At 64.1% G+C, this 24,981-nt stretch carries 24 protein-coding genes and 1 pseudogene; 18 read left to right on the forward strand and 7 right to left on the reverse strand.

Translation table 11 applies throughout. The features are described 5' to 3' along the window. Position 1 precedes the first annotated feature (1 nt). The 10 genes from nuoE (at position 2) to nuoN (ending at position 12,004) form a co-directional block, all read left to right on the forward strand. Entirely contained in the window at positions 2 to 499 is a 498-nt protein-coding gene (nuoE, locus tag C2H86_RS02480; protein ID WP_159411299.1) for an NADH-quinone oxidoreductase subunit NuoE, read from the forward strand. Beyond that, positions 496 to 1,860 carry an NADH-quinone oxidoreductase subunit NuoF gene (gene nuoF, locus C2H86_RS02485; protein ID WP_159411300.1) on the forward strand — a complete coding sequence of 455 codons (1,365 nt, stop codon included), beginning with the start codon at positions 496 to 498 and terminating at the stop codon, positions 1,858 to 1,860. Before nuoE ends, nuoF begins: the two co-directional genes overlap by 4 nt. A gap of 133 nt (positions 1,861 to 1,993) precedes the next feature. After that, on the forward strand, positions 1,994 to 4,708 hold the full coding sequence (nuoG, locus tag C2H86_RS02490; RefSeq protein ID WP_159411301.1) for an NADH-quinone oxidoreductase subunit NuoG: 2,715 nt from the start codon (positions 1,994 to 1,996) through the stop codon (positions 4,706 to 4,708). Beyond that, a complete protein-coding gene (gene nuoH / locus C2H86_RS02495; RefSeq protein WP_027920602.1) occupies positions 4,705 to 5,712 on the forward strand; it encodes an NADH-quinone oxidoreductase subunit NuoH in 1,008 nt (335 codons plus the stop codon). Before nuoG ends, nuoH begins: the two co-directional genes overlap by 4 nt. Before the next feature lie 11 nt (positions 5,713 to 5,723). Further along, positions 5,724 to 6,272: an NADH-quinone oxidoreductase subunit NuoI gene (gene nuoI / locus C2H86_RS02500; protein ID WP_003251442.1), complete on the forward strand. Its 549-nt coding sequence runs from the start codon at positions 5,724 to 5,726 to the stop codon at positions 6,270 to 6,272. A gap of 10 nt (positions 6,273 to 6,282) precedes the next feature. Continuing rightward, the gene (gene nuoJ, locus C2H86_RS02505; protein WP_027920603.1) at positions 6,283 to 6,783 is read left to right on the forward strand and encodes an NADH-quinone oxidoreductase subunit J; all 501 of its coding nucleotides are present in this window, start codon (positions 6,283 to 6,285) and stop codon (positions 6,781 to 6,783) included. A gap of 3 nt (positions 6,784 to 6,786) precedes the next feature. After that, positions 6,787 to 7,095 carry an NADH-quinone oxidoreductase subunit NuoK gene (gene nuoK / locus C2H86_RS02510; protein WP_008096201.1) on the forward strand — a complete coding sequence of 103 codons (309 nt, stop codon included), beginning with the start codon at positions 6,787 to 6,789 and terminating at the stop codon, positions 7,093 to 7,095. Continuing rightward, positions 7,092 to 8,945: an NADH-quinone oxidoreductase subunit L gene (gene nuoL / locus C2H86_RS02515; RefSeq protein ID WP_159411302.1), complete on the forward strand. Its 1,854-nt coding sequence runs from the start codon at positions 7,092 to 7,094 to the stop codon at positions 8,943 to 8,945. The genes nuoK and nuoL overlap by 4 nt, the downstream gene beginning before the upstream one ends. A gap of 49 nt (positions 8,946 to 8,994) precedes the next feature. Beyond that, positions 8,995 to 10,527: an NADH-quinone oxidoreductase subunit M gene (gene nuoM / locus C2H86_RS02520; protein ID WP_159411303.1), complete on the forward strand. Its 1,533-nt coding sequence runs from the start codon at positions 8,995 to 8,997 to the stop codon at positions 10,525 to 10,527. 7 nt (positions 10,528 to 10,534) lie between these two features. Further along, complete coding sequence (gene nuoN / locus C2H86_RS02525; RefSeq protein ID WP_159411304.1) at positions 10,535 to 12,004, forward strand: NADH-quinone oxidoreductase subunit NuoN; 1,470 nt, start codon at positions 10,535 to 10,537, stop codon at positions 12,002 to 12,004. Between the two features lie 43 nt (positions 12,005 to 12,047). Here nuoN and C2H86_RS02530 read toward each other — a convergent pair whose 3' ends face one another. Next, complete coding sequence (locus tag C2H86_RS02530; protein WP_159411305.1) at positions 12,048 to 12,353, reverse strand: ogr/Delta-like zinc finger family protein; 306 nt, start codon at positions 12,351 to 12,353, stop codon at positions 12,048 to 12,050. 201 nt (positions 12,354 to 12,554) lie between these two features. Between C2H86_RS02530 and C2H86_RS02535 the strand changes: the two genes are divergently transcribed. Then, positions 12,555 to 12,941, forward strand: coding sequence for a helix-turn-helix domain-containing protein (locus tag C2H86_RS02535; protein ID WP_159411306.1), 387 nt, complete (start codon positions 12,555 to 12,557; stop codon positions 12,939 to 12,941). Between the two features lie 2 nt (positions 12,942 to 12,943). Here the strand turns inward: C2H86_RS02535 and C2H86_RS02540 are convergent, their stop codons facing one another. The 3 genes from C2H86_RS02540 to C2H86_RS02550 are packed head-to-tail and all read right to left on the reverse strand — an operon-like array spanning position 12,944 to position 13,930. Beyond that, the gene (locus tag C2H86_RS02540; RefSeq protein WP_159411307.1) at positions 12,944 to 13,309 is read right to left on the reverse strand and encodes a hypothetical protein; all 366 of its coding nucleotides are present in this window, start codon (positions 13,307 to 13,309) and stop codon (positions 12,944 to 12,946) included. Continuing rightward, on the reverse strand, positions 13,302 to 13,673 hold the full coding sequence (locus C2H86_RS02545; protein ID WP_159411308.1) for a head completion/stabilization protein: 372 nt from the start codon (positions 13,671 to 13,673) through the stop codon (positions 13,302 to 13,304). Before C2H86_RS02545 ends, C2H86_RS02540 begins: the two co-directional genes overlap by 8 nt. 11 nt (positions 13,674 to 13,684) lie before the next feature. Continuing rightward, positions 13,685 to 13,930, reverse strand: a complete 246-nt coding sequence (locus tag C2H86_RS02550; RefSeq protein ID WP_159411309.1) for a response regulator transcription factor — start codon at positions 13,928 to 13,930, stop codon at positions 13,685 to 13,687. A 230-nt stretch (positions 13,931 to 14,160) separates the two neighbouring features. Here C2H86_RS02550 and C2H86_RS02555 point away from each other — a divergent pair, with 230 nt between their 5' ends. Then, positions 14,161 to 16,224, forward strand: coding sequence for a TonB-dependent receptor family protein (locus C2H86_RS02555; RefSeq protein ID WP_159411310.1), 2,064 nt, complete (start codon positions 14,161 to 14,163; stop codon positions 16,222 to 16,224). 9 nt (positions 16,225 to 16,233) lie between these two features. On the opposite strand, the gene C2H86_RS02560 is transcribed toward C2H86_RS02555, so the two are convergent. Further along, a complete protein-coding gene (locus C2H86_RS02560) occupies positions 16,234 to 17,298 on the reverse strand; it encodes an AI-2E family transporter (protein ID WP_159411311.1) in 1,065 nt (354 codons plus the stop codon). A gap of 129 nt (positions 17,299 to 17,427) precedes the next feature. On the opposite strand from C2H86_RS02560, the pseudogene yegQ reads away from it, so the two are divergent. From yegQ to C2H86_RS02590, 6 genes and pseudogenes are all read left to right on the forward strand, one after another. Further along, positions 17,428 to 18,762 (forward strand): annotated as a pseudogene (yegQ, locus tag C2H86_RS02565) (tRNA 5-hydroxyuridine modification protein YegQ). A 78-nt stretch (positions 18,763 to 18,840) separates the two neighbouring features. Further along, a complete protein-coding gene (locus tag C2H86_RS02570) occupies positions 18,841 to 20,532 on the forward strand; it encodes a copper resistance system multicopper oxidase (RefSeq protein ID WP_159411312.1) in 1,692 nt (563 codons plus the stop codon). Next, positions 20,525 to 21,268: a copper resistance protein B gene (locus C2H86_RS02575; RefSeq protein ID WP_159411313.1), complete on the forward strand. Its 744-nt coding sequence runs from the start codon at positions 20,525 to 20,527 to the stop codon at positions 21,266 to 21,268. The genes C2H86_RS02570 and C2H86_RS02575 overlap by 8 nt, the downstream gene beginning before the upstream one ends. A 14-nt stretch (positions 21,269 to 21,282) precedes the next feature. Continuing rightward, complete coding sequence (locus C2H86_RS02580) at positions 21,283 to 21,711, forward strand: DUF411 domain-containing protein (RefSeq protein ID WP_159411314.1); 429 nt, start codon at positions 21,283 to 21,285, stop codon at positions 21,709 to 21,711. Beyond that, entirely contained in the window at positions 21,711 to 22,148 is a 438-nt protein-coding gene (locus C2H86_RS02585; RefSeq protein ID WP_159411315.1) for a YqaA family protein, read from the forward strand. Before C2H86_RS02580 ends, C2H86_RS02585 begins: the two co-directional genes overlap by 1 nt. 75 nt (positions 22,149 to 22,223) lie before the next feature. Continuing rightward, the gene (locus C2H86_RS02590; RefSeq protein ID WP_159411316.1) at positions 22,224 to 23,222 is read left to right on the forward strand and encodes an alpha/beta fold hydrolase; all 999 of its coding nucleotides are present in this window, start codon (positions 22,224 to 22,226) and stop codon (positions 23,220 to 23,222) included. Here C2H86_RS02590 and C2H86_RS02595 read toward each other — a convergent pair. Next, positions 23,219 to 23,800: a DinB family protein gene (locus C2H86_RS02595; RefSeq protein WP_159411317.1), complete on the reverse strand. Its 582-nt coding sequence runs from the start codon at positions 23,798 to 23,800 to the stop codon at positions 23,219 to 23,221. The two genes, C2H86_RS02590 and C2H86_RS02595, sit on opposite strands and share 4 nt — an antisense overlap. 12 nt (positions 23,801 to 23,812) lie before the next feature. Next, the gene (gene zapE, locus C2H86_RS02600; protein WP_159411318.1) at positions 23,813 to 24,922 is read right to left on the reverse strand and encodes a cell division protein ZapE; all 1,110 of its coding nucleotides are present in this window, start codon (positions 24,920 to 24,922) and stop codon (positions 23,813 to 23,815) included. Positions 24,923 to 24,981: the final 59 nt, after the last annotated feature.

The following is a 24,981-nucleotide window of genomic DNA, read 5'->3' on the forward strand; positions in this document are numbered from 1 at the left end:
CATGAACAGCACGCTTATCCAGACAGACCGTTTCGCCCTGAGCGAAACCGAGCGCTCGGCCATCGAGCACGAAATGCATCACTACGAGGACCCGCGCGCGGCGTCCATCGAAGCCCTGAAGATCGTCCAGAAGGAACGTGGCTGGGTGCCGGACGGCGCCATCCACGCCATCGGCGAAGTGCTGGGCATCCCGGCCAGCGACGTCGAGGGTGTCGCCACCTTCTACAGCCAGATCTTCCGTCAGCCGGTTGGCCGCCACATCATCCGCGTGTGCGACAGCATGGTCTGCTACATCGGCGGCCACGAATCGGTGGTTAGCCAGATCCAGACCGAACTGGGCATCGGCCTGGGCCAGACCACCGCCGACGGGCGTTTCACCCTGCTGCCGGTGTGCTGCCTGGGCAACTGTGACAAGGCCCCGGCGCTGATGATCGACGACGACACCTTTGGTGACGTGCAGCCGGCTGGCGTTTCCAAGCTGCTGGAGGGTTACGTATGACCATTACTTCCTTCGGCCCGGCCAACCGCATCGCGCGTTCGGCCGAAACCCACCCGCTGACCTGGCGCCTGCGTGATGACGGCGAGCCGGTATGGCTGGCCGAGTACGAGTCGAAGAACGGCTACGCCGCTGCCCGCAAGGCACTGGCCGATATGTCCGCCGACGACATCGTGCAAAGCGTCAAGGACTCCGGCCTCAAGGGCCGTGGTGGCGCAGGCTTCCCCACTGGCGTGAAGTGGGGCCTGATGCCCAAAGACGAATCCATGAACATCCGCTACCTGCTGTGCAACGCGGACGAAATGGAGCCGAACACCTGGAAGGACCGCATGCTGATGGAGCAACAGCCCCATCTGCTGGTCGAGGGCATGCTGATCAGCGCCCGCGCCCTGAAGGCCTACCGTGGCTACATCTTCCTGCGTGGCGAGTACACCACTGCGGCGAAGAACCTCAACCGCGCCATCGACGAAGCCAAGGCCGCCGGCCTGCTGGGCAAGAACATCCTGGGCAGCGGTTTTGATTTCGAGCTGTTCGTGCACACCGGTGCCGGGCGCTACATCTGCGGCGAAGAAACCGCACTGATCAACTCGCTGGAAGGCCGCCGCGCCAACCCGCGCTCCAAGCCGCCCTTCCCTGCCGCCGTTGGCGTCTGGGGCAAGCCGACTTGCGTGAACAACGTCGAAACCCTGTGCAACGTCCCGGCCATCGTCGCCAACGGCAACGACTGGTACAAGTCGCTGGCCCGTGAAGGCAGCGAAGACCACGGCACCAAGCTGATGGGCTTCTCCGGCAAGGTGAAGAACCCGGGCCTGTGGGAACTGCCGTTCGGCGTCACCGCCCGCGAGTTGTTTGAAGACTACGCCGGTGGCATGCGCGACGGCTTCAAGCTCAAGTGCTGGCAGCCAGGCGGCGCCGGTACTGGCTTCCTGCTGCCCGAGCACCTCGACGCACAGATGTACGCCGGTGGCATCGCCAAGGTCGGCACCCGTATGGGTACTGGTCTGGCCATGGCGGTCGACGACAGCGTCAACATGGTCTCGCTGCTGCGCAACATGGAAGAGTTCTTTGCCCGCGAGTCGTGCGGCTGGTGCACCCCATGCCGTGACGGCCTGCCGTGGAGCGTGAAGATGCTGCGCGCACTGGAGAACGGCCAGGGCCGCGCCGAAGACATCGAGACGCTGCTGGGCTTGGTCAACTTCCTCGGCCCAGGCCGTACCTTCTGTGCTCACGCACCGGGTGCCGTCGAGCCATTGGGTAGTGCCATAAAATACTTCCGGTCCGAGTTCGAGGCTGGTGTCGCCCCGGTATCGGCTGGAGACACCCTGCGCCCTAACCTGGCCAAGCCGATCGTGGTCGGCGCATAACAAGATGATTAGGCGGGTGGTCCGTGCCACTCGCCAGCTTGCTGGCAGGCCCGAGTCGATCGTGGCGTGTCGCAAGCTCACCGATTTCCATTAGCCACGCCCGCTCACGCGGGCCAACGAAGAACTTTGAACAATGGCCACTATCCACGTAGACGGCAAAGCGCTCGAAGTCAACGGTGCGGACAACCTGTTACAGGCGTGTCTGTCACTCGGCCTCGACATCCCTTATTTCTGCTGGCACCCGGCGCTCGGTAGCGTCGGCGCCTGCCGGCAGTGTGCGGTCAAGCAGTACACCGACGAGAACGACACCCGTGGTCGTATCGTCATGTCCTGCATGACCCCTGCCTCCGACGGCACCTGGATTTCCATCGACGATGACGAGTCCAAGGCGTTCCGCGCCAGCGTCGTCGAATGGCTGATGACCAACCACCCGCACGACTGCCCGGTGTGCGAGGAAGGCGGTCACTGCCACCTGCAGGACATGACGGTAATGACCGGCCACAACGAGCGCCGCTACCGTTTCACCAAGCGTACCCACCAGAACCAGGACCTCGGCCCGTTCATCGCCCATGAGATGAACCGCTGCATCGCCTGCTACCGCTGCGTGCGCTATTACAAGGACTATGCCGGTGGTACCGACCTGGGCGTTTACGGCGCCCACGACAACGTGTACTTCGGCCGCGTCGAAGACGGCGTGCTGGAAAGCGAGTTCTCCGGCAACCTGACCGAGGTCTGCCCGACCGGCGTGTTCACCGACAAGACCCACTCCGAGCGCTACAACCGCAAGTGGGACATGCAGTTCGCCCCAAGCATCTGCCACGGGTGCTCCAGCGGCTGCAACATCAGCCCGGGCGAGCGCTATGGCGAACTGCGCCGGGTCGAGAACCGCTTCAACGGCTCGGTCAACCAGTACTTCCTGTGCGACCGCGGCCGCTTCGGCTACGGCTACGTCAACCGCAAGGACCGCCCACGCCAGCCACACCTGGCCGACGGCACCAAGCTGGGCCTGGACGCTGCCCTGGACAAGGCCGCCGACCTGCTGCGCGGCCGCACCATCGTCGGTATCGGCTCGCCACGCGCCAGCCTCGAAAGCAACTACGGCCTGCGTGAGCTGGTCGGCGCCGACTATTTCTACTCCGGTATGGAAGCTGGCGAACTGGCCCGCGTGCGCCTGGCCCTGAACGTGCTGAACAACAGCCCGCTGCCAGTGCCGACCCTGCGCGACATCGAAGACCACGACGCCGTGTTCGTGCTCGGTGAAGACCTGACCCAGACCGCTGCCCGCGTTGCCCTGGCCGTGCGCCAGTCCACCAAGGGCAAGGCCGAGGCCATGGCCGAAGCCATGAAGGTTCAGCCGTGGCTCGACGCCGCCGTGAAGAACATCGGCCAGCACGCACTGTACCCGCTGTTCATCGCCTCGCTGGCTGAAACCAAGCTGGACGACGTTGCCGAGGAATGCGTGCACGCCGCCCCGGCGGACCTCGCCCGCATCGGTTTCGCCGTGGCCCACGCCATCGACCCGAGCGCACCGGCAGTCGCCGGCCTGGACGACGAAGCCAAGGCCCTGGCCCAGCGCATCGCCGATGCCCTGGTCGCCGCCAAGCGCCCACTGGTAATCGCCGGTACTTCGCTGGCCGACCCGGCGCTGATCGAAGCCGCCGCCAACATCGCCAAGGCCCTGAAGCTGCGCGAGAAGAACGGTTCGCTGAGCCTGGTGGTGCCTGAGGCCAACAGCCTCGGCATGGCCATGATGGGTGGCGAGTCGGTGGATGCCGCACTGGACGCCGTCATCAGCGGCAAGGCCGACGCCATCGTCGTGCTGGAAAACGACCTGTACGCCCGCGTACCGGCCGCCAAGGTCGATGCTGCCCTGGCTGCGGCCAAGGTGGTGATCGTCGCCGACCACTCCAAGACCGCCACTGTCGACCGCGCCCACCTGGTGCTGCCGGCCGCTTCCTTCGCCGAAGGCGACGGTACCCTGGTCAGCCAGGAAGGCCGTGCCCAGCGCTTCTTCCAGGTGTTCGACCCGCAGTACCTGGACAGCAGCATCCTGGTTCACGAAGGCTGGCGCTGGATGCACGCCCTGCGTGCCACCCTGCTCAACAAGCCGGTCGACTGGACCCAACTGGACCACGTCACCAGCGCCTGCGCCGAAGCCGCGCCGCAACTGGCCGGCATCGTCAACGCCGCACCAAGCGCCGCGTTCCGCATCAAGGGCATGAAGCTGGCCCGTGAGCCGCTGCGCTACTCCGGCCGTACCGCCATGCGCGCCAACATCAGCGTGCACGAGCCGCGTACCCCGCAGGACAAGGACACCGCGTTCGCCTTCTCCATGGAAGGCTACTCGGGGTCGGCCGAGCCGCGTCAGCAGGTGCCGTTCGCCTGGTCGCCGGGCTGGAACTCGCCGCAAGCCTGGAACAAGTTCCAGGACGAGGTCGGTGGCCACCTGCGTGCCGGTGACCCGGGCGTGCGCCTGATCGAATCGCAAGGCGATCGCCTGAACTGGTTCAACGCCATCCCGGGCGCCTTCAACCCGGCCCGTGGCACCTGGACTGCAGTACCGTTCTTCCACCTGTTCGGCAGCGAAGAGAGCTCCTCGCGTGCCGCCCCGGTGCAGGAGCGCATCCCGGCCGCCTACGTCGGCCTGGCCAAGTCCGAAGCCGACCGCCTGGGTGTCAACGACGGCGCACTGCTGAGCCTGAACGTTGCCGGTGTGGCCCTGCGCCTGCCGCTGCGCATCAATGAAGAACTGGGCGCTGGCCTGGTTGCCCTGCCCAAAGGCCTGGCCGGCATCCCGCCTGCCATCTTCGGTGCATCCGTCGAAGGTCTGCAGGAGGCAGCACAATGAGCTGGTTCACCCCCGAAGTGATCGATGTGATCCTCACCGTGGTCCGGGCCGTCGTGGTCCTGCTCGCGGTGGTGGTCTGCGGCGCGCTGCTCAGCTTCGTCGAGCGGCGCCTGCTGGGCTGGTGGCAGGACCGTTACGGTCCGAACCGCGTCGGCCCGTTCGGCATGTTCCAGATCGCTGCCGACATGCTGAAGATGTTCTTCAAGGAAGACTGGAACCCGCCCTTCGTCGATCGCATGATCTTCACCCTGGCGCCGGTCGTGGCCATGAGTGCCCTGCTGATCGCCTTCTGCGTGATCCCGATCACCCCGCTGTGGGGCGTCGCCGACCTGAACATCGGCCTGCTGTTCTTCTTCGCCATGGCCGGCCTATCGGTCTACGCGGTGCTGTTCGCCGGCTGGTCGTCGAACAACAAGTACGCCCTGCTGGGCAGCTTGCGTGCCTCGGCACAGACCGTGTCGTACGAAGTGTTCCTGGGCCTGGCGCTGATGGGCGTGGTGGTGCAGGTGGGTTCGTTCAACATGCGCGACATCGTTGAATACCAGGCACAGAACCTGTGGTTCATCATTCCGCAGTTCTTCGGCTTCTGCACCTTCTTCATCGCTGGCGTCGCCGTGACTCACCGTCACCCGTTCGACCAGCCGGAAGCGGAACAGGAACTGGCCGACGGCTACCACATCGAGTATGCCGGCATGAAATGGGGCATGTTCTTCGTCGGTGAGTACATCGGCATCATCCTCATCTCGGCGCTGCTGGTGACCCTGTTCTTCGGCGGCTGGCACGGCCCGTTCGGCATCCTGCCGCAACTGTCGTTCCTGTGGTTCGCCCTGAAGACCGCGTTCTTCATCATGCTGTTCATCCTGCTGCGCGCCTCGATCCCGCGCCCACGCTATGACCAGGTGATGGACTTCAGCTGGAAGTTCTGCCTGCCGCTGACCCTGATCAATTTGCTGGTGACCGCTGCGATCGTGCTCTACAACACGCCAGCCGTCGCGGCCCAGTGAGGATTTGACCCATGTTCAAGTATATCGGCGACATCGTTAAGGGCACCGGCACCCAGCTGCGCAGCCTGGCAATGGTGTTCTCCCACGGGTTCCGCAAGCGCGACACCCTGCAGTACCCCGAAGAACCCGTGTACCTGCCGCCGCGCTACCGCGGCCGCATCGTCCTCACCCGCGACCCCGATGGCGAGGAGCGCTGCGTAGCGTGCAACCTCTGCGCGGTGGCCTGCCCGGTCGGCTGCATCTCGCTGCAGAAGGCCGAGACCGAGGACGGCCGCTGGTACCCGGAGTTCTTCCGCATCAACTTCTCGCGCTGCATCTTCTGCGGCCTGTGTGAAGAAGCGTGCCCGACCACCGCGATCCAGCTGACTCCGGATTTCGAAATGGCCGAGTTCAAGCGTCAGGACCTGGTGTACGAGAAAGAAGATCTGCTGATCTCCGGCCCCGGCAAGAACCCTGACTACAACTTCTACCGTGTTGCGGGTATGGCGATCGCTGGCAAGCCGAAGGGCTCTGCACAGAACGAAGCCGAGCCGATCAACGTGAAGAGCTTGCTCCCATAAGGACAGAAAGATGGAATTCGCTTTCTACTTCGCATCCGGGATCGCCGTGGTCTCCACCCTTCGGGTGGTGACCGGCACCAACCCCGTGCACGCCTTGCTGTACCTGATCATCTCGCTGATTTCCGTCGCGATGATCTTCTTCGCCCTGGGTGCGCCGTTCGCCGGTGCCCTGGAAGTGATCGCCTACGCCGGCGCCATCATGGTGCTGTTCGTGTTCGTGGTGATGATGCTCAACCTCGGGCCGGCCTCGGTCGCCCAGGAGCGGGGCTGGCTCAAGCCCGGCATCTGGGCCGGGCCGGTGATCCTGGCCGCCCTGCTGCTGCTGGAGCTGCTGTACGTGCTGTTCGTCTCGCCGAGCGGCGCGGCCATCAGCGGTACCACCGTCAGCCCGAAAGAAGTGGGTATCAGCCTGTTCGGCCCGTACCTGCTGGTGGTCGAACTGGCCTCGATGCTGCTGCTCGCTGCAGCCGTCACCGCCTTCCACCTGGGCCGCAACGAGGCGAAGGAGTAAATCATGGGTGCTATCCCTCTCGAGCATGGTCTGGCAGTCGCCGGCATCCTGTTCTGCTTAGGTCTGGTTGGCCTGATGGTCCGCCGCAACATCCTCTTCGTGCTCATGAGCCTGGAAGTCATGATGAACGCCTCTGCCCTGGCGTTCATCGTCGCCGGTGCCCGTTGGGTCCAGCCCGACGGCCAGGTGATGTTCATTCTGGTGATCAGCCTGGCAGCCGCCGAGGCCAGCATTGGCCTGGCGATCCTGCTGCAGCTGTATCGCCGCTTCCACACTCTCGACATCGATGCTGCCAGTGAGATGCGCGGATGAACCTTATCTTCCTGACTTTCGTCTTCCCCCTCATCGGCTTCCTGCTGCTGTCGTTCTCGCGCGGGCGGTTCTCGGAGAACCTGTCCGCGTTGATCGGCGTCGGCTCGGTCGGCCTCTCGGCCGCCGTGGCCGCCTATGTCATCTGGCAATTCAACGTCGCCCCGCCTGAGGGCGGCGCCTACAGCCAGCTGCTGTGGCAGTGGATGTCGGTGGATGGCTTTGCGCCCAACTTCACCCTGTATGTCGACGGTCTGTCCGTCACCATGCTCGGCGTGGTCACCGGTGTCGGCTTCCTGATCCACCTGTTCGCCTCCTGGTACATGCGTGGCGAAGCCGGTTATTCGCGCTTCTTCTCGTACACCAACCTGTTCATCGCCAGCATGCTGTTCCTGGTCCTCGGCGATAACCTGCTGTTCATCTACTTCGGCTGGGAAGGCGTGGGCCTGTGCTCGTACCTGTTGATCGGTTTCTACTACAGCAACCGCAACAACGGTAACGCGGCACTCAAGGCGTTCATCGTCACCCGCATCGGCGACGTGTTCATGGCCATCGGCCTGTTCATCCTGTTCGCCCAGCTGGGTACCCTGAACGTGCAGGAACTGCTGGTGCTGGCACCGCAGAAGTTCCAGGCTGGCGACACCTGGATGGTACTGGCGACCCTGATGCTGCTGGGTGGCGCGGTCGGTAAGTCGGCCCAGCTGCCACTGCAGACCTGGCTGGCCGATGCGATGGCAGGCCCGACCCCGGTTTCGGCACTGATCCACGCGGCAACCATGGTGACCGCGGGCGTGTACCTGATCGCCCGTACCAACGGCCTGTTCCTGCTGGCGCCGGACATCCTGCACCTGGTGGGTGTGGTGGGTGGCGTGACCCTGGTACTGGCCGGCTTCGCCGCGCTGGTACAGACCGACATCAAGCGTATCCTCGCCTACTCGACCATGAGCCAGATCGGCTACATGTTCCTGGCCCTGGGCGTTGGCGCCTGGGACGCGGCGATCTTCCACCTGATGACCCACGCCTTCTTCAAGGCCCTGCTGTTCCTTGCCTCCGGTGCAGTGATCGTTGCCTGCCACCACGAGCAGAACATCTTCAAGATGGGCGGCCTGTGGAAGAAACTGCCACTGGCCTACGCCAGCTTCGTGGTCGGTGGCGCTGCCCTGGCGGCCCTGCCGATCGTGACCGTGGGCTTCTACTCCAAGGACGAGATCCTCTGGGAAGCCTTCGCCAGCGGCAACACCGGCCTGCTGTATGCCGGCCTGGTCGGCGCGTTCATGACCTCGCTGTACACCTTCCGCCTGATCTTCATCGCCTTCCACGGCGAAGCCAAGACCGAAGCCCATGCTGGCCACGGCATCAGCCACTGGCTGCCGCTGGGCGTGCTGATCGTGCTGTCGACCTTCGTCGGCGCCTGGATCACCCCGCCGCTGGCAGGTGTGCTGCCGGAAAGCGCCGGCCATGCCGGTGGCGAAGCCAAGCACGCGCTGGAGATCACCTCCGGTGCCATCGCCATCGCTGGCATCCTGCTGTCGGCCCTGCTGTTCCTCGGCAAGCGCCGCTTCGTCAGCGCCGTGGCCAACAGCGGCATCGGTCGCGTGCTGTCGGCCTGGTGGTTCGCCGCCTGGGGCTTCGACTGGATCTACGACAAGCTGTTCGTCAAACCTTACCTGCTGATCAGCCACGTCCTGCGCAAGGATCCGGTTGACCGCAGCATCGGCCTGATCCCTCGCCTGGCTCGCGGCGGCAACGTCGCCATGAGCAAGACCGAGACCGGCCAGCTGCGCTGGTACACCGCTTCGATCGCCGTTGGCGCAGTGCTGGTACTCGGCGCTGTGGTAGTGGCAGCGGTATGACCATGAACTTTGCGAACCTTGCGACTCTGCGAAAGGAAACCAACCCGTCATGATTTTGCCTTGGCTGATCCTGATCCCCTTCATCGGCGGCCTGCTGTGCTGGCTGGGTGAGCGCTTCGGCGCCACCCTGCCGCGCTGGATCGCGCTGCTGACCATGTCCCTGCTGCTCGGCATCGGCCTCTGGCTGTGGGCCCACGGCGACTACACCCTGGCCCCTGCCCCGGGCGCCGAACCCCACTGGGCAGTGGAATACAAAGTCCAGTGGATCCAGCGCTTCGGCATCAGCATCCACCTGGCCCTCGACGGCCTGTCGCTGCTGATGATCCTGCTCACCGGCCTGCTCGGTGTGCTGTCGGTGCTGTGCTCCTGGAAAGAGATCCAGCGCCACGTCGGCTTCTTCCACCTCAACCTGATGTGGATCCTCGGCGGCGTGGTCGGTGTGTTCCTGGCCCTGGACCTGTTCCTGTTCTTCTTCTTCTGGGAAATGATGCTGGTGCCGATGTACTTCCTCATCGCGCTCTGGGGTCACAGCTCGGCAGACGGCAAGAAGACCCGGATTTACGCGGCGACCAAGTTCTTCATCTTCACCCAGGCCAGCGGCCTGATCATGCTGGTGGCGATTCTGGGCCTGGTGCTGGTCAACTACAGCAACACCGGCGTGATCACTTTCAACTACAGCGACCTGCTCAAGGCACAGCTGCCAGCCGGTACCGAGTACCTGCTGATGCTGGGCTTCTTCATCGCCTTCGCGGTGAAGCTGCCGGTGGTACCGTTCCACTCCTGGCTGCCTGACGCTCACGCCCAGGCACCGACCGCAGGCTCCGTGGACCTGGCCGGTATCTTGCTGAAGACTGCGGCCTACGGCCTGCTGCGCTTCGCCCTGCCGCTGTTCCCGAACGCCTCGGCCGAGTTTGCGCCGATCGCCATGAGCCTGGGCCTGATCGGTATCTTCTACGGTGCCTTCCTGGCCTTCGCGCAGACCGACATCAAGCGCCTGATCGCCTTCTCCAGCGTCTCGCACATGGGCTTCGTGCTGATCGGTATCTACTCCGGCAGCCAGCAGGCCCTGCAAGGCGCGGTGATCCAGATGCTGGCCCACGGCCTGTCGGCTGCCGCGCTGTTCATCCTGTCCGGCCAGCTGTACGAGCGCCTGCACACCCGTGACATGCGTCAGATGGGCGGCCTGTGGCACCGCATCGCCTACCTGCCGGCCATCAGCCTGTTCTTCGCCGCGGCGTCGCTGGGCCTGCCAGGCACCGGCAACTTCGTCGGTGAGTTCCTGATCCTGATCGGCAGCTTCGTGCATGTACCGTGGATCACCGTGATCGCCACCACCGGCCTGGTGTTCGGTTCGGTATATTCGCTGATCATGATCCACCGCGCCTACTTCGGCCCGGCCAAGGCCGACACCGTGCTGGCCGGCATGGACGGTCGCGAGCTGATCATGGTCCTCGGCCTTGCCGGGCTGCTGATCCTGCTGGGCGTGTATCCACAGCCGTTCCTCGACACCTCTGCCGCCACCATGAGTGGTGTGCAGCAGTGGCTCGGTTCCGCTTTCACTCAACTCGCTTCGGCCCGGTAAGAGCGCTATGGAATTCACCACTCAACACTTCATCGCATTGGCGCCGATGCTGATCACCACCATCACCACGGTGGTGGTGATGCTGGCGATCGCCTGGAAGCGCAACCACTCGCAGACCTTCCTGTTGTCCACCGTGGGCCTGAACCTGGCCCTGCTGTCGATCCTGCCGGCGCTGAAGGTCGCGCCGTTGGCGGTGACCTCGCTGGTCACCATCGACAAGTTCGCCTGCCTGTACATGGCGATCATCCTGGTCGCCACGCTGGCCTGCGTCACCCTCGCCCACGCCTACCTCGGCGAGGGCTCCAAGGGCTTCCCGGGCAACCGTGAAGAGCTGTACCTGCTGCTGCTGATGTCTGCCCTCGGTGGCCTGGTGCTGGTCAGCGCCAACCACCTGGCCGGCCTGTTCATCGGCCTGGAGCTGCTGTCGGTACCGGTCTACGGCCTGGTGGCATATGCGTTCTTCAACAAGCGCTCGCTGGAGGCCGGCATCAAGTACATGGTGCTGTCGGCCGCCGGCTCCGCCTTCCTGCTGTTCGGCATGGCCCTGCTGTACGCCGACGCTGGCAGCCTGACCTTCGACCAGCTGGGCAAGGCGCTGGCCGCCACCAGCATGCCAAGCCTGCTGGCCCAGCTGGGCCTGGGCATGATGCTGGTAGGCCTGGCCTTCAAGCTGTCGCTGGTACCGTTCCACCTGTGGACCCCGGACGTATACGAAGGCGCCCCGGCGCCGGTCGCTGCGTTCCTGGCCACCGCCAGCAAGGTTGCCGTATTCGCCGTGGTCGTGCGCCTGTTCATGCTCTCCCCTGCCGCCAGCAGCGGCGTGCTGAGCACCATCCTGGCCGTCATCGCCGTGGCATCGATCCTGATCGGTAACCTGCTGGCGCTGACCCAGAGCAACCTCAAGCGCCTGCTCGGTTACTCGTCTATCGCCCACTTCGGCTACCTGGTCATCGCCCTGGTCGCCAGCAAGGGCCTGGCCCTGGAAGCCATGGGCGTGTACCTGGTCACCTACGTGATCACCAGCCTCGGCGCCTTCGGTGTCATCACCCTGATGTCCTCGCCTTACGGCGGGCGCGACGCCGACGCGCTGTACGAGTACCGCGGCCTGTTCTGGCGCCGCCCGTACCTGACTGCGGTACTGACCGTGATGATGCTGTCGCTGGCGGGCATCCCGCTGACCGCCGGCTTCATCGGCAAGTTCTACATCATCGCCACCGGCGTCGAGTCGCAGCTGTGGTGGCTGGTCGGTGCCTTGGTGATCGGTAGCGCCATCGGTGTGTACTACTACCTGCGCGTCATGGTCACCCTGTACCTGGTCGAGCCGAACCTGCGTCGCCACGACGCCCCGCTGAAGTGGGAACAGCGCACCGGCGGCGTGATGCTGCTGGCCATCGCCATTCTCGCCTTCGTCCTGGGTGTTTACCCGCAGCCACTGCTGGAAATGGTCCAGCACGCCGGCCTGCAACTGCTTGGCTGATCACAGCTGAAAAACAAACACCCCGCACATGCGGGGTGTTTTTTTATCTGCGTTTGGTGGCCGCCTCGATGGGTTTTCCCAGCCCTGGGCCATCCGGCGAGCCTTCATTGCGCGCCAGCACTGCAGACTTGCGCAACTCCTTGCTGGCCGAAGGCAAGTGCACTTCCGGGTTGGGCATGCCACTGGGCGAAAGTTCGTGGGTCATTTCAAACTCTGCCCTCACTGACCAGCCACAGGCCTCATTGATACATTGCAAGTAGGCAACGCGCAGGAAGACATGCCGACCTTCACTGGTCCGGATACGCATGCGGCTGTTGCAGTGGGGGCAGACAAGCTTGTAGGTACTCACGCAAAGTACCTGCGCGTGCTGCTTGCCCCATCAGGCTGTAAGAAAAGCCCGCTACCGGCCTGAGCATTGGCTACGGTATTAGAAAGGTTTTTCATCATCTTACGTCTCATGCCAAGATATCTCCTCAAATTGAATGGCAAATATTCATAAAGAGTATTTTAAGCCTATGGAATGTTGTTTAACCAGTCATGGATATTTGTTATGAGTAGCCACTTGTTTGCATCGGTGCTAGCACGCCTCAAGCTACTAACCGAGTCAGATACTGACGTTCAGCTGGCCAGAGCATTGAAAGTCAGCCCGCAGACCCTGAGCAGCTGGAAGGTACGTGACAGCATTCCATACTCACTTTGCGTAGACCTCGCCCGACAGCACGGCTGCTCGCTGGATTGGCTGCTTCTGGGCGAGCGCGATGACAGCCGTGCGGTGGAAAGCCAGGACAGCTGGCAAAGCGACCTGCTCGGTAGGCTGCGCGAGCTTTCCCATTCAGACCGCCAGTCGGTGCTGCTGTACATCGAAGACAAGCAACGTATGCGTCAGCTCGAGCGGCAATTGCGGGAGCTGACAAAACACGCCTCTGCGGCACGCTAAGATCAGCCCCCTCGGCGGCGCCAGCGCTGGATGAGCTCGCGCAGGTCCACCGAGTCCAGCCAGACCAGTACCTTCAAGGTAATAGGGATAACCACTACCGCAGCGGCGAATGCGGCCATGCCGCGGGACAGCATTGGCGCCAACGCGTGCAGCAGCGGCTCGAACAGGTAACCGACCCCGAGGGTCAGGAACACCAGCAACACCTGCTTGCGGGCAGTCAGGCGCCTGCGCGATACGATGATGAACCGGTCCCTGGCGGCGCTTACCAGCAAGGCTCCCAATAGCGCACCGAACAACGCCCTGCCTTCGGTATCCAGCAACTCGTAGAAGGCTGCAATGGCGGCCTCCATCAGGTAGGGCTCATTCATGTGCAGGTTCTCCGCCAGCTGCCGGTCCGGCAAGAAGGCCTCGTCTTACCGCAGCCGCGATGAAGTACCGATAGCAGACCGACAGCGCCCTGCCGTTGGCGTGCCCGTCCATCTCTTCAAGGCGCCGGTAACCACGGCGACGCAATGCGCTACGCCAACTCGCGAATTCCCTGGCGGCATCGATGGCGGCGAAGCGCACGGCCAATGCAAGACGTGCCTCACTGACCTCCTCGCCAAGCTGCAGGCATTCACGTAGCACGCTCAGTTCGATGCGTGGCCAGAAGGGATCGTGACTATCAGGGAACCGTGAAGCATTGAACGAAGACTTGGTCCGTGATTGCGGGGTTAAGAGTTCTGCACCCATGTCGTTCCTCTCTACTCGGCCAGCATGCCGTAGCGGATGGCTTTGATGACAGCTGCGACGCGCGTGGGAACATCGAACTTGCGCAGCAGGTTGGAGACGTGGAAGTTCACCGTCGACTCTTTGCACTGCAGGATCTGACCGATCTCCCACGAGGTCTTGCCGTAGGCGCACCACAACAGCACTTGCTGTTCACGTGGTGTCAGGTGAATCGGCGCATCGGTATGGCTATCAGGTGTCTGTCGCAGGTTGGTTTCCATCACTGAGTTCCCCAAGTAGTCGCCAGATGGGGCAGCGCGAAGTGCTGCCGCCTATGGGGTCACCTTACGTAGGCCGGCCGTGCCTGCTCCAGCGATGCAACTTGTAAAGAACCGTCTTACACATCCGTACAACACGAACTACACAGGAAAATTTCTTATCGCCGTGCTTCGATCGGCTTTTCACGCGTCACAACGCCGTTGCCCGTCCGCCTATCGCCTGGAGTTGTACGATGCGTCCCGTTTTGCCCCTCTCGTCTTACCTGGGTCTGCTGGCCCTCTTCACCGTCAGCCAGCAAGCCACGGCAGCGCCTGCCGTCGAACTGGGCCAGGTGCTGATCAACGACGAGGAGCAAAGTGAACTGGACGACGCCCGCGAACGCTTGCGAGCAGTGCCAGGTGCCACCAACCTGGTGGACATGCAACGTGTCGGGCAAGGCCGTGTTGCCAGCAACCAGGATGTGCTGGCCTACCAGCCTGGCGTGTTCGCGCAGTCAGCGGGTAACGATGGCATCAAGCTGTCGATCCGCGGCTCGGGCATCAACCGTGCGCCGGGTGCCCATGGGTCCGGGGTCTACACGATGTTCGACGGCCTGCCTCTGACCGGCCCGGGGGGTACGCCTTACGAGCTGTTCGAACCCCTGTGGCTGAGCCGCGCCGAAGTACTGCGCGGGGCCAACGGCTTCGATCAGGGCTCGCTGGCCTTGGGCGGGGCCATCAACTACGTGACCCACACCGGCTACGATGCCGCGCCGCTGCAGGTGCGCTATGAGGCCGGCAGCCGCGGCTACCAGCACCGGCAGATCAGCTCCGGGCAGGTGCTGGGCAACCTCGACTACTACGTGGCCCTGACCGACTCGGAGTACGACGGCTATCAGGAACACAGCAGCGGCAGCTCGAAAGGCATTGCCGCCAATGTCGGCTACCGCTTCAACCCAAACCTGGAAACGCGTTTCTACCTGCGTTATCGGGAAACCGAAAACGAGCTGGCCGGGCGTTTGACCAAGGAGCAGATCAAGCACGATCCACGCGCCGCCAACCCAAGCTACCTGTCGCGCAACGACAGCCGCCCGCAACCCGGCAGCACCTGGGTGGGCAACAAGACCACCTTCTTTTTCGATGACGATTCGCGGCTGGAGGCCGGGCTGGTCTATCACGACTACCCGATGGACCTGCGCGAAGGCCCGATGCGCCTCAAGGTGGCCTACACCGATGTCAGCGGCACGCTGAACTACTTCCGGCGTGACACCCTGCTCGGCCACGAGAGCAAGACCACCCTGGGCTGGCGCACCACCAAACACCTGCCCAACAGTGGCGCCTCGCAGTTCTCGCGGGTCAACGATGTGGTCGGCGCCCGCACGCGAGACTTCAGCTACCAGGGTTCGGACACGGTGTTGCATGCCGGCAATGACCTGGAGCTGATCCCGAACCTGTGGCTGACCACGGGCCTGGCGATGATCTACACCCGTCGGGAGAGCGATGTCTCTTACCCGGCCAGTGGTGGCAAGGTCAGCCAGCATGATTGGGACTATGCACCTCGTGTGGGCCTGCGCTACGACATTCGCCCGGACCTGCAGGTCTACGGCAACCTCAGCCGCTCGGTGGAGCCACCGCACCCGTGGTCGCTGGTGTGGAGTGCGCCGGTCAACAACCAGCCCATGAAGATGCAAAATCAGACCGCCACTACCCTGGAACTGGGCGCCCGCGGCGAGTCGGCGCTGGGGCATTGGGACCTGGCCTGGTACTACTCGCAGGTACGTCACGAACTGCTCAACGTGGAAGTCGTGCAAGGCTTGCCATTCAAGGAGTTCAACGCCAGCCCCACCGTGCACCAAGGCGTCGAGGCCGGGCTGGACAGCATCCTCTGGGCGCAACCCGGCACTGGCAAGCTGAGCCTGCGCCAGGCCTACACCTTCAGCGACTTCCACTACCGCGATGACGACAAATTCGGCGACAACCGCCTGCCCGGCATCCCCATGCACTACTACCAGGCCGAATTGCGCTACGACTGGCCTAGCGGATTCTACGCCGGGGTCAACACGCAGATGGCATCTAAGGTGCAGGTTGACTACGCCAACAGCTACCACGCCAACGCCTATGCCCTGCTCGGTGCGCGCCTGGGCTGGGATTCGCCGAAGCAGGACTGGCAGACCTGGCTGGACCTGCGCAACCTGACCAACAAGCGCTACGCGGCAACCGTGACGCCGGGGTACGACGATGCCGGGCAGGACGTGGCCCGCTCGACACCGGGCGAAGGCTTTGGCATCTACGCCGGGGTTTCGTACAGCTTCCGTTGAGCGAACGCCTCAGGACGGTAACTGCACCTGAGGTTTGGTCGCGGCGAAAATCGCCCAGCTGGAGACGAACAACGCCGCGATCAACGGCCCGATCACGAAGCCATTGAGCCCGAACACCGCCAAGCCGCCAAGGGTAGACACCAGGATCAGGTAATCGGGCATCCGCGTGTCCTTGCCCACCAGGATCGGCCGCAGCAGGTTGTCCACCAGGCCGATCACCAGTACCCCGAACGCCGTCAGGATCACCCCCGACAGAATCGCCCCGGTGAGCAGGAAATACGCGGCCACCGGCGCCCAGACAATCCCCGCCCCCACCGCCGGCAACAGCGACAGAAACGCCATCAGCACCGCCCAGACCAGCGCACTGGGAATATCCAGCACCCAGAAGATGAAACCACCCAGCGCGCCCTGGGTAATGGCCACCAGCACATTGCCCTTGACCGTGGCCCGTACCACCCGGTTGAACTTCAGTTGCAGGCGGCGCTTCTGGTGTTCCGGCAGCGGTACGGCAAGGCGTACCCGGCGCGCCACGTCGGCCCCCTCGCGCAGGAAGAAGAACAGCAGGTACATCATGATGCCGAAGCTCACCAGGAACTCGAAGGTGCCCTGGCCAAAGTTGAACGCCTGGCTGGCCAGCACCTGGCTGCCCTGGGTAGCCCACTTGGTGATCTTGTCGCGCAGCCCGTCCAGGTTGCCCATACCCATGCGGTCCAGGCCGTGCTGGGCAAAGGCCGGGAGCATGTCCTTGCCGTGCTCGACGTAGCCGGCGATATCCAGCTGCCCGCTCTCGATGCGCTGGTACAACGCGGCGCCTTCCTGCACCAGCAAGGCACTGGTGATGATCACCGGCAGCACCGCCACCAGCAGGCATACCAGCACGGTACAGCCCGCCGCCAGGTTGCGGCGGCGGCCAAAGCGAATCAGCAAGTGACGCTGCAACGGCGCAAACAGGATGCCGAGAATCACCGCCCAGAAGATCGCACCGTAATACGGCAGCAGGATCCACACAAAGGCGATGGTCACCAGTGTCAGGAGTACTGCCAGGGCTTTGTTCTGCAGGGCATCGTGGTTCATGGCGGCTCCTCGGGTGTCATGGTTATTAGTGCACACCACCTGCGCAAAAGTGCCACCCTGGTGTTGATTCAAATCAATACCTCGGCCCCGATCAGCCTTTAGCATCCGCGCCTTTGCCCCGGTGCGCTCATGACCCTACCCGCCAAGCCCGAACTGCTTGCCCCCGCCGGCAGCCTCAAGACCATGCGCTATGCCTTCGCCTACGGTGCCGACGCGGTCTACGCCGGCCAGCCACGCTACAGCTTGCGGGTGCGCAACAACGAATTCGACCACGCCAACCTGGCACTGGGCATCAGCGAGGCACATGCCCAGGGCAAGCGTTTCTATGTGGTGGTCAACATCGCGCCGCACAACGCCAAGCTGAAGACCTTCCTCAAGGACCTGGCACCGGTGATCGCGATGGCGCCCGATGCGCTGATCATGTCCGACCCTGGGTTGATCATGCTGGTGCGCCAGCATTTTCCGCAGATGCCGGTGCACTTGTCGGTGCAGGCCAATACGGTGAACTGGGCCAGCGTGCAGTTCTGGCAGCAACTGGGCCTGAGCCGGGTGATCCTGTCGCGCGAGCTGTCGCTGGAGGAGATCGAGGAGATCCGCCAGCTCGTGCCGGACATGGAGCTGGAAGTGTTCGTCCACGGCGCACTGTGCATGGCCTACTCCGGTCGCTGCCTGCTGTCCGGCTACCTGAACAGGCGCGATGCCAACCAGGGCACCTGCACCAATGCCTGCCGCTGGAAATACGAGGCCACGCCAGCCACGCAAGGCACTACCGGGGACATCGTCCGCGAGGTCGAGCCGACCCTGGGCCTGGGCGCTCCCACCGAGCAGGTGTTCCTGCTGCAGGAAAGCAATCGCCCAGGCAGCGAAATGCCGGCCTTCGAGGACGAGCATGGCACCTACATCATGAACGCCAAGGACCTGCGCGCCATCCAGCACGTCGAGCGCCTGGCCGCCATGGGCGTGCACTCGTTGAAGATCGAAGGCCGCACCAAGTCGCATTTCTACTGCGCCCGGGCGGTCCAGTCATACCGCAAGGCCATCGACGACGCTGCGGCCGGGAGGCCGTTCGACCTGGCCTTGATGGACAACCTCGAATCGCTGGCGCAACGGGGATACACCGAAGGCTTCCTGCGCCGCCATGTACACGACGAGTACCAGAACTACCTGCGCGGCAATTAGTTGTCCGAGCGCCAGCAGTTCGTCGGCGAACTGACAGGGGTGCGCGTCGACGGCCTGGCCGAGGTCAAGGTGAAAAACCGCTTCGCCTTGGGTGACCACCTGGAATTGATGACCCCGCGTGGCAACTACCACTTCGACCTGCACCGCCTGTTCGATCGCCAACAGCACGCCATCGAGGTCGCGCCCGGCGATGGCCACGTGGTGTACCTGCCGATTCCCGAGCAGGTTGCGCTGGAGTACGGCCTGCTGATGCGTGACCTGGGCGATGCTGAACAGGCTGCCTGACACGGCTGTAATCTGCGCCTCAGCCAGCTGACAGGCGCAACCGGCGAGGATCGTGGCTCCCCCGCATGAGGCCACGCCATGTTGCGCAATCCTACCCGCCGCACCTTCGTCAAAGGCCTGGGCGCCGCTACCACACTGGCCGGTCTGGGCATGTGGCGCCCGCTGGCCCAGGCCAGCGATGGCCGCGAGCTGGCCGGCCAGCACTTCGAGCTGTTCATTGGCCAGACACCGGTCAATATCACCGGCCGGCCACGCACCGCGCTGACCGTCAATGGCGGCCTGCCCGGCCCACTGCTGCGCTGGCGAGAAGGCGACACGGTGACCCTGCGCGTGCGCAACCGCCTCGACCAGGACACCTCGATCCACTGGCACGGCATCCTTCTGCCGGCCAACATGGACGGCGTACCGGGCCTGAGCTTCGCCGGCATCGCGCCGGGTGGCGATTACCTCTACCAATTCACCCTGCGCCAGAGCGGCACCTACTGGTACCACAGCCACTCCGGCCTGCAGGAGCAGGCCGGGGTGTATGGCGCGATCGTCATCGAGCCGCGTGAGCCCGAGCCGCATAGCTACCAGCGCGACCATGTGCTGCTGTTCAGCGACTGGTCCGATCAGGCGCCCGAAGCGTTACTGGCGACACTGAAAAAGCAGTCCGACGCCTTCAACTACCACAAGCGCACGCTCGGCGACTTTGTCACCGACGTCGCCGACAAGGGTTGGGGCAATACCATCGATGAGCGCCTGGCCTGGGCGCGCATGCGCATGAGCCCGACCGACCTCGCCGACATCAGCGCCGCCAGCTACACCTACCTGCTCAACGGCCAGTCCCCGGACGGCAACTTCACCTGCCTGTTCCAGCCCGGCGAAACCGTGCGCCTGCGCCTGATCAATGCGTCGGCCATGACCTATTTCGATTTCCGCATTCCGGGCCTCACGCTGACCGTGATCGCCGCCGACGGCCTGCCGGTGACGCCGGTGAGCGTGGACGAGCTGCGTATAGCGGTGGCCGAAACCTACGACGTGCTGGTGACCGTTGGCGACCTGCCCGCCTACACCCTGTTCGCCCAGAGCATGGACCGCAGCGGCTATGCCCGCGGCACGCTGGCCCGCGCCATGGGCCTGCAGGCCGTGGTGCCAGCGCCTGACCCACGTCCCGTGCTGAGCATGGCCGACATGGGCCACGGCAACATGGCCGCGATGGACCACAGCGCCATGGCCGGCATGGACCACGGCAGCATGAGCAGCATGCAGAACCACCCCGACAGCGAAACCGGCAACCCGCTGGTCGACATGCAGACCATGGCACCCCGCGCCAACCTGGACGACCCTGGCATCGGCCTGCGCGGCAATGGCCGCCGGGTACTGACCTATGCCGACCTGCGCAGCCCCTACCCCGACCCGGATGGCCGCGAGCCTTCGCGGGATATCGAACTGCACTTGACCGGGCACATGGAGCGCTTCGCCTGGTCGTTCGATGGGGTCAAGTTCAGCGATGCCGCGCCATTGCTCCTGGCCTACGGCGAGCGGGTGCGCATTACCCTGGTCAACGACACCATGATGACCCACCCCATCCACCTGCACGGCATGTGGAGCGACCTGGAGGATGAACACGGGCACTTCATGGTGCGCAAGCACACGGTCGACATGCCGCCCGGCAGCCGCCGCAGCTACCGGGTCACGGCCGACGCCCTGGGCCGCTGGGCCTACCACTGCCACCTGCTCTACCACATGGAGACCGGCATGTTCCGCGATGTACGGGTCGATGAATGAGATCAACAACCGGCGCCTGGTCACGGGTGTCGCCCTGGCCGCGCTGCTGGCCAGCGAACGGGCCATGGCCGTCTTCGCGCCCCTGCCCGACCATCAGCTGCATGACCGCGCGCTCAACTGGGCAGTGATCGTCGATCAGCTGGAATACCAGCATTTCGAAAGCAGCAGCGCCCTCAAGTGGAACGCCACGGCCTGGGTCGGTGGCGGCATCGATCGCCTGTGGCTGCGCACCGAGGGCGAACGGGAACAAGGCACGACCCACAAGGCAGAGTTGCAGGCGCTGTGGGGCCATGCGATCAGCCCGTGGTGGGAGCTGGTAGGCGGCATGCGCCAGGACTTCAAGCCGGCCAGCGGGCAGACCTGGGCTGCCTTCGGCATCCAAGGTACCCCGCTGTATGGCCTGGAACTGGAAGCCACCGCCTATGCTGGCGAGCGACAACAGAGCGCACTGCGCCTGGAGGCCGCTTACGCTATCCTGCTGACCAACCGCTGGATCCTCGAGCCGAACCTGGAAGCCAACTTCTACGGCCGCAACGATGCCGGCCACGAACAGGGCGCCGGGCTTGCCGACAGCGAAGTCGGCCTGCGCCTGCGCTACGAAATCAGCCGCGGCTTCGCGCCCTATGTCGGGGTAAGCTTCGAGCGCCTGCACGGCAACCGCGCCAGCCAGGCCCGTGAAGACGGCGATGACCTCGGCCAGACCCGTCTGGTGGCAGGCATACGCCTGCGTTTCTAAGGAGTTGTTTGACCATGCTGCGTAAACACCTGATCACCTTCGGCCTGCTGGCCATCACCGGCCTGGCCCAGGCTGGCGAAACCATCGATGTCTATCGCGACCCCAATTGTGGCTGCTGCAAGGCCTGGATCAGCCACCTGCGCGACAACGGCTTCACCGTCAACGACCACGTCGAGCCGAACATGAGCGCCGTCAAGCAGCGCCTGGGTGTGGCCCCGCGCCTGGCGTCGTGCCACACCGGGGTGATCGACGGCAAGTTCGTCGAAGGCCATGTGCCCGCCGAGCAGCTGCGCCTGCTGGCCAAGCGCGACGACCTCAAGGGCCTGGCCGTGCCGGGCATGCCCATGGGTTCGCCCGGCATGGAAATGGGTGAGCGCAAGGATGCCTACCAGGTCATCGGCGTGACCCAGGATGGCCAGGACACCGTGGTCGCCAACTACTGATGCTGAGCATCTGGGCGCTGTTTTTCAGCGCCTTCGGTGCCGCCACCCTGCTGCCGCTGCAATCGGAGGCGGTGCTGGTCGGCCTGCTGCTGCGCGAGCCCGAAGCCTGGTTGACCTTGCTGCTGGTGGCGACCCTGGGCAATGTGCTCGGGTCGGTGGTCAACTGGCTGCTCGGTCGGGCCATCGAGCACCTGCGCGACAAGCGCTGGTTCCCCTTCAGCGCCAGCCAGCTTGAAGGCGCGCAACAGCGCTACCAGCGTTGGGGGCAATGGTCGCTACTGCTGAGCTGGATGCCGGTGATCGGCGATCCGCTGACCCTGATTGCCGGCATCATGCGGGAACCGTTCTGGCGGTTTCTGCTGCTGGTGACCCTAGCCAAGGGCGGGCGCTATATCGTCGTGGCGATGATTACCCTGGGCTGGTTTCATGCCTGGTAACACCTTTAACGTTTAAGGTGCTCCTCTGACTGCTAAAGTCGCCAATTCCTACATGGTCCTACATGGAGTGCCCCCATGCTACGCGCAACCGCCCTGGCCCTGGCCTGCCTCGTCGGCACCCCCGCCATCGCTGCCGAATCGCCCACCTACGGCAAACAGCTCGAAGGCTTCACCTACCCTCACCCACTCAAGCATTTCGACTTCCAGTCCCAGGGCCAGCACCTGCAGATGGGCTACATGGATGTGCCGGCCCAGGGCCAGGCCAATGGCCGCAGCGTGGTGCTGATGCATGGCAAGAACTTCTGCGCCGCCACCTGGGAGACCACCATCGACGCCTTGAGCCAGGCGGGCTACCGGGTGATCGCCCCGGACCAGGTCGGCTTCTGCACCTCGAGCAAGCCGGCCCAGTACCAGTACAGTTTCCAGCAACTGGCGGTGAACACCCACGCCCTGCTCGAACAGCTGGGCGTCAAGCAGGCCATCGTGCTCGGCCACTCCACTGGCGGCATGCTCGCTACCCGCTACGCGCTGATGTACCCGCAGCAGGTCGAGCGCCTGGCGATGGTCAACCCGATCGGCCTGGAAGACTGGAAAGCCCTGGGTGTGCCCTACCGCACGGTGGACCAGTGGTATGCCCGTGAGCTCAAGCTCGATGCCGAAAGCGTGCGCGAATATGAACGCAAGACCTACTACGCGGGGCGCTGGAAGCCTGATTACGAGCGTTGGGTGCAGATGCTGGTGGGGCTGAACAAGGGGCCGGGGCATGAGGCGGTGGCGTGGAACTCGGCGCTGATCTACGACATGATCTTCACCCAGCCGGTGTATCACGAGTTCAAGGACCTGAAGATGCCGACCCTGTTGCTGATCGGCGATCAGGACACCACGGCGATCGGCAGCGACATCGCCCCGCCTGAAGTGAAGGCCAAGCTGGGCAAGTACAAGGAACTGGGGCCGCAGGTCGCCAAGCTGATTCCACAGGGCGAACTGGTGACGTTCGAAGGCATGGGGCATGCGCCGCAGATCGAGGAGCCACGGCGCTTCAACCGCACGCTGGTGGACTGGCTCGGCCGCTAACCCTTCCAGACCTGCGCTTCGCTCCAGCCGAGTTCGGCAAAGTCCAGCGCCCGCAGGTCGGCTTCCTCTTCACAGAAAAACTCATCCAGCTGCGGCGGCCTTACCGCCGTGTCGCTGAGCATCGCATGCACCTGCCCACGGTGATGGATCTGGTGCTCGAACAGGTGCGCCAGCAGGCGCAGACGCTGTTCGCGCTGGATCCGCTGCGGCCGCACGATACTGACATAGCGCTCCAGTTGGGCATCCTGCAGCAGGCTGCAATAGGCGATCAGCCGGTGGTCGGCCTGGGCCTGCTCGGCATGCAGGTCGGTGCAGGTGGCGAACGGTTGCTCCGGCTCGAAGAAACGCTCGCCATCCGGGTTCGGCGCCTCACCGCGCTGTTCGCACTCGAGCATGTCCAGATAGAACCAGTCCACCGTCAGCAGGTGGTTGAGGGTGGCTTTGATCGACGGGAAGAAGCTGCAACGGGGGGCAACGAACTCGTCGTGGGTCAGTTGCAGGCAGGCCTTGTACAGGCGGTGATTGGCCCAGCCATTGTTGTAGGCCTGGGTCAGCAGGTGATGCGACAGCGGCTCCATGGTTTGGCTCCTTCAGGCGAAGCGTTGCAGTTGCATCTCCCGTAGCCGGCTCAGGGTCCGTTGGTACGGGAACGCCAGATACCCTTGAGTGTAGAGCGCATCGAGCGGAACCTGCGCCTCCAGGTACAGGGCCACCCGGCGGTCGTAGCATTCGTCCACCAGGGCGATGAAGCGGCGTACGGCGTCATCCTTGGGTGACAGCATCGGCAATTCGCGGTCACCTGCCGCGACACGCGCTGCGCCATCTTCGGTGCCACGGGCGATGCGCCCGGCCCGCTGTTCACCGCCCAAGGCCGGGATACCCTCGACCAGGATGGCCGGGAACTGATCGCACAAGGCCATGAACTCCATGGCGGCCAAAGGCCGTTCGCAGAGCTCGCTAAAGTGGCACCAGACGGCCTGGGTGCTGCGGCGGATCACCTGGATCTGCCGCGTACCGATCAGCAGGGGTGCGTTGCTGCCGGGGTTATCCGGGCTGAGCTGGTGGAAGACGGTTTCAAGCGCACCGCCTTTGCTCCCCGCTTCGGCCACCCAGTAACGCTGGCGCTGAGCGCCCGGATGCAAGCGATGATCCTGCTCGCCTGCCACCGAAAGCACCTGCATGTGCCGCTCGATGGCGCTGATGGCCGGCAAGAAGCGCTCGCGATTGAAGCCATCGCGGTACAGCTGTTGCGGTGGCTGGTTGGAGGTGGCGACCACCACGACGCCGTGATCGAACAGCACCTGGAACAGGCGGCCGAGGATGATCGCATCGCCGATGTCGCTGACGAACAGTTCGTCGAAGCACAGCACGCGGATCTGCCCGGCCAGTTCCCGCGCCAGCGCCTTCAACGGGTCGGCAGTGCCGTTGAGCTGGAACAGCCGCTGGTGGACCCAGGCCATGAAATGGTGGAAGTGCTGGCGCCGGGACGGGACGCTGAGGCAGCGGTGAAACAGGTCCATCAGCCAGGTCTTGCCGCGACCGACCGGTCCCCAGAGGTACAGTCCCTGGGGACGACGGCCCTGCTCTAGAGCCTGGAAGCAGTTTTGCAGGGCCTCGACTGCCCGGCCTTGAGCCGGGTCCTGGGCATAACCCTGCTCGCTGAGGGCTTGATGGTAGAGGGTTCGCGGGTCAATGGGCATGGCAGTTCACTTGGCCTGTCAGAGCCCTATTCTCTGCACTGACCTGATCGTCGGCAATA

The sequence above is a fragment of the Pseudomonas putida genome, assembly GCF_009883635.2.
In the GTDB taxonomy this organism is placed as follows: Bacteria; Pseudomonadota; Gammaproteobacteria; order Pseudomonadales; family Pseudomonadaceae; genus Aquipseudomonas; species Aquipseudomonas putida_W.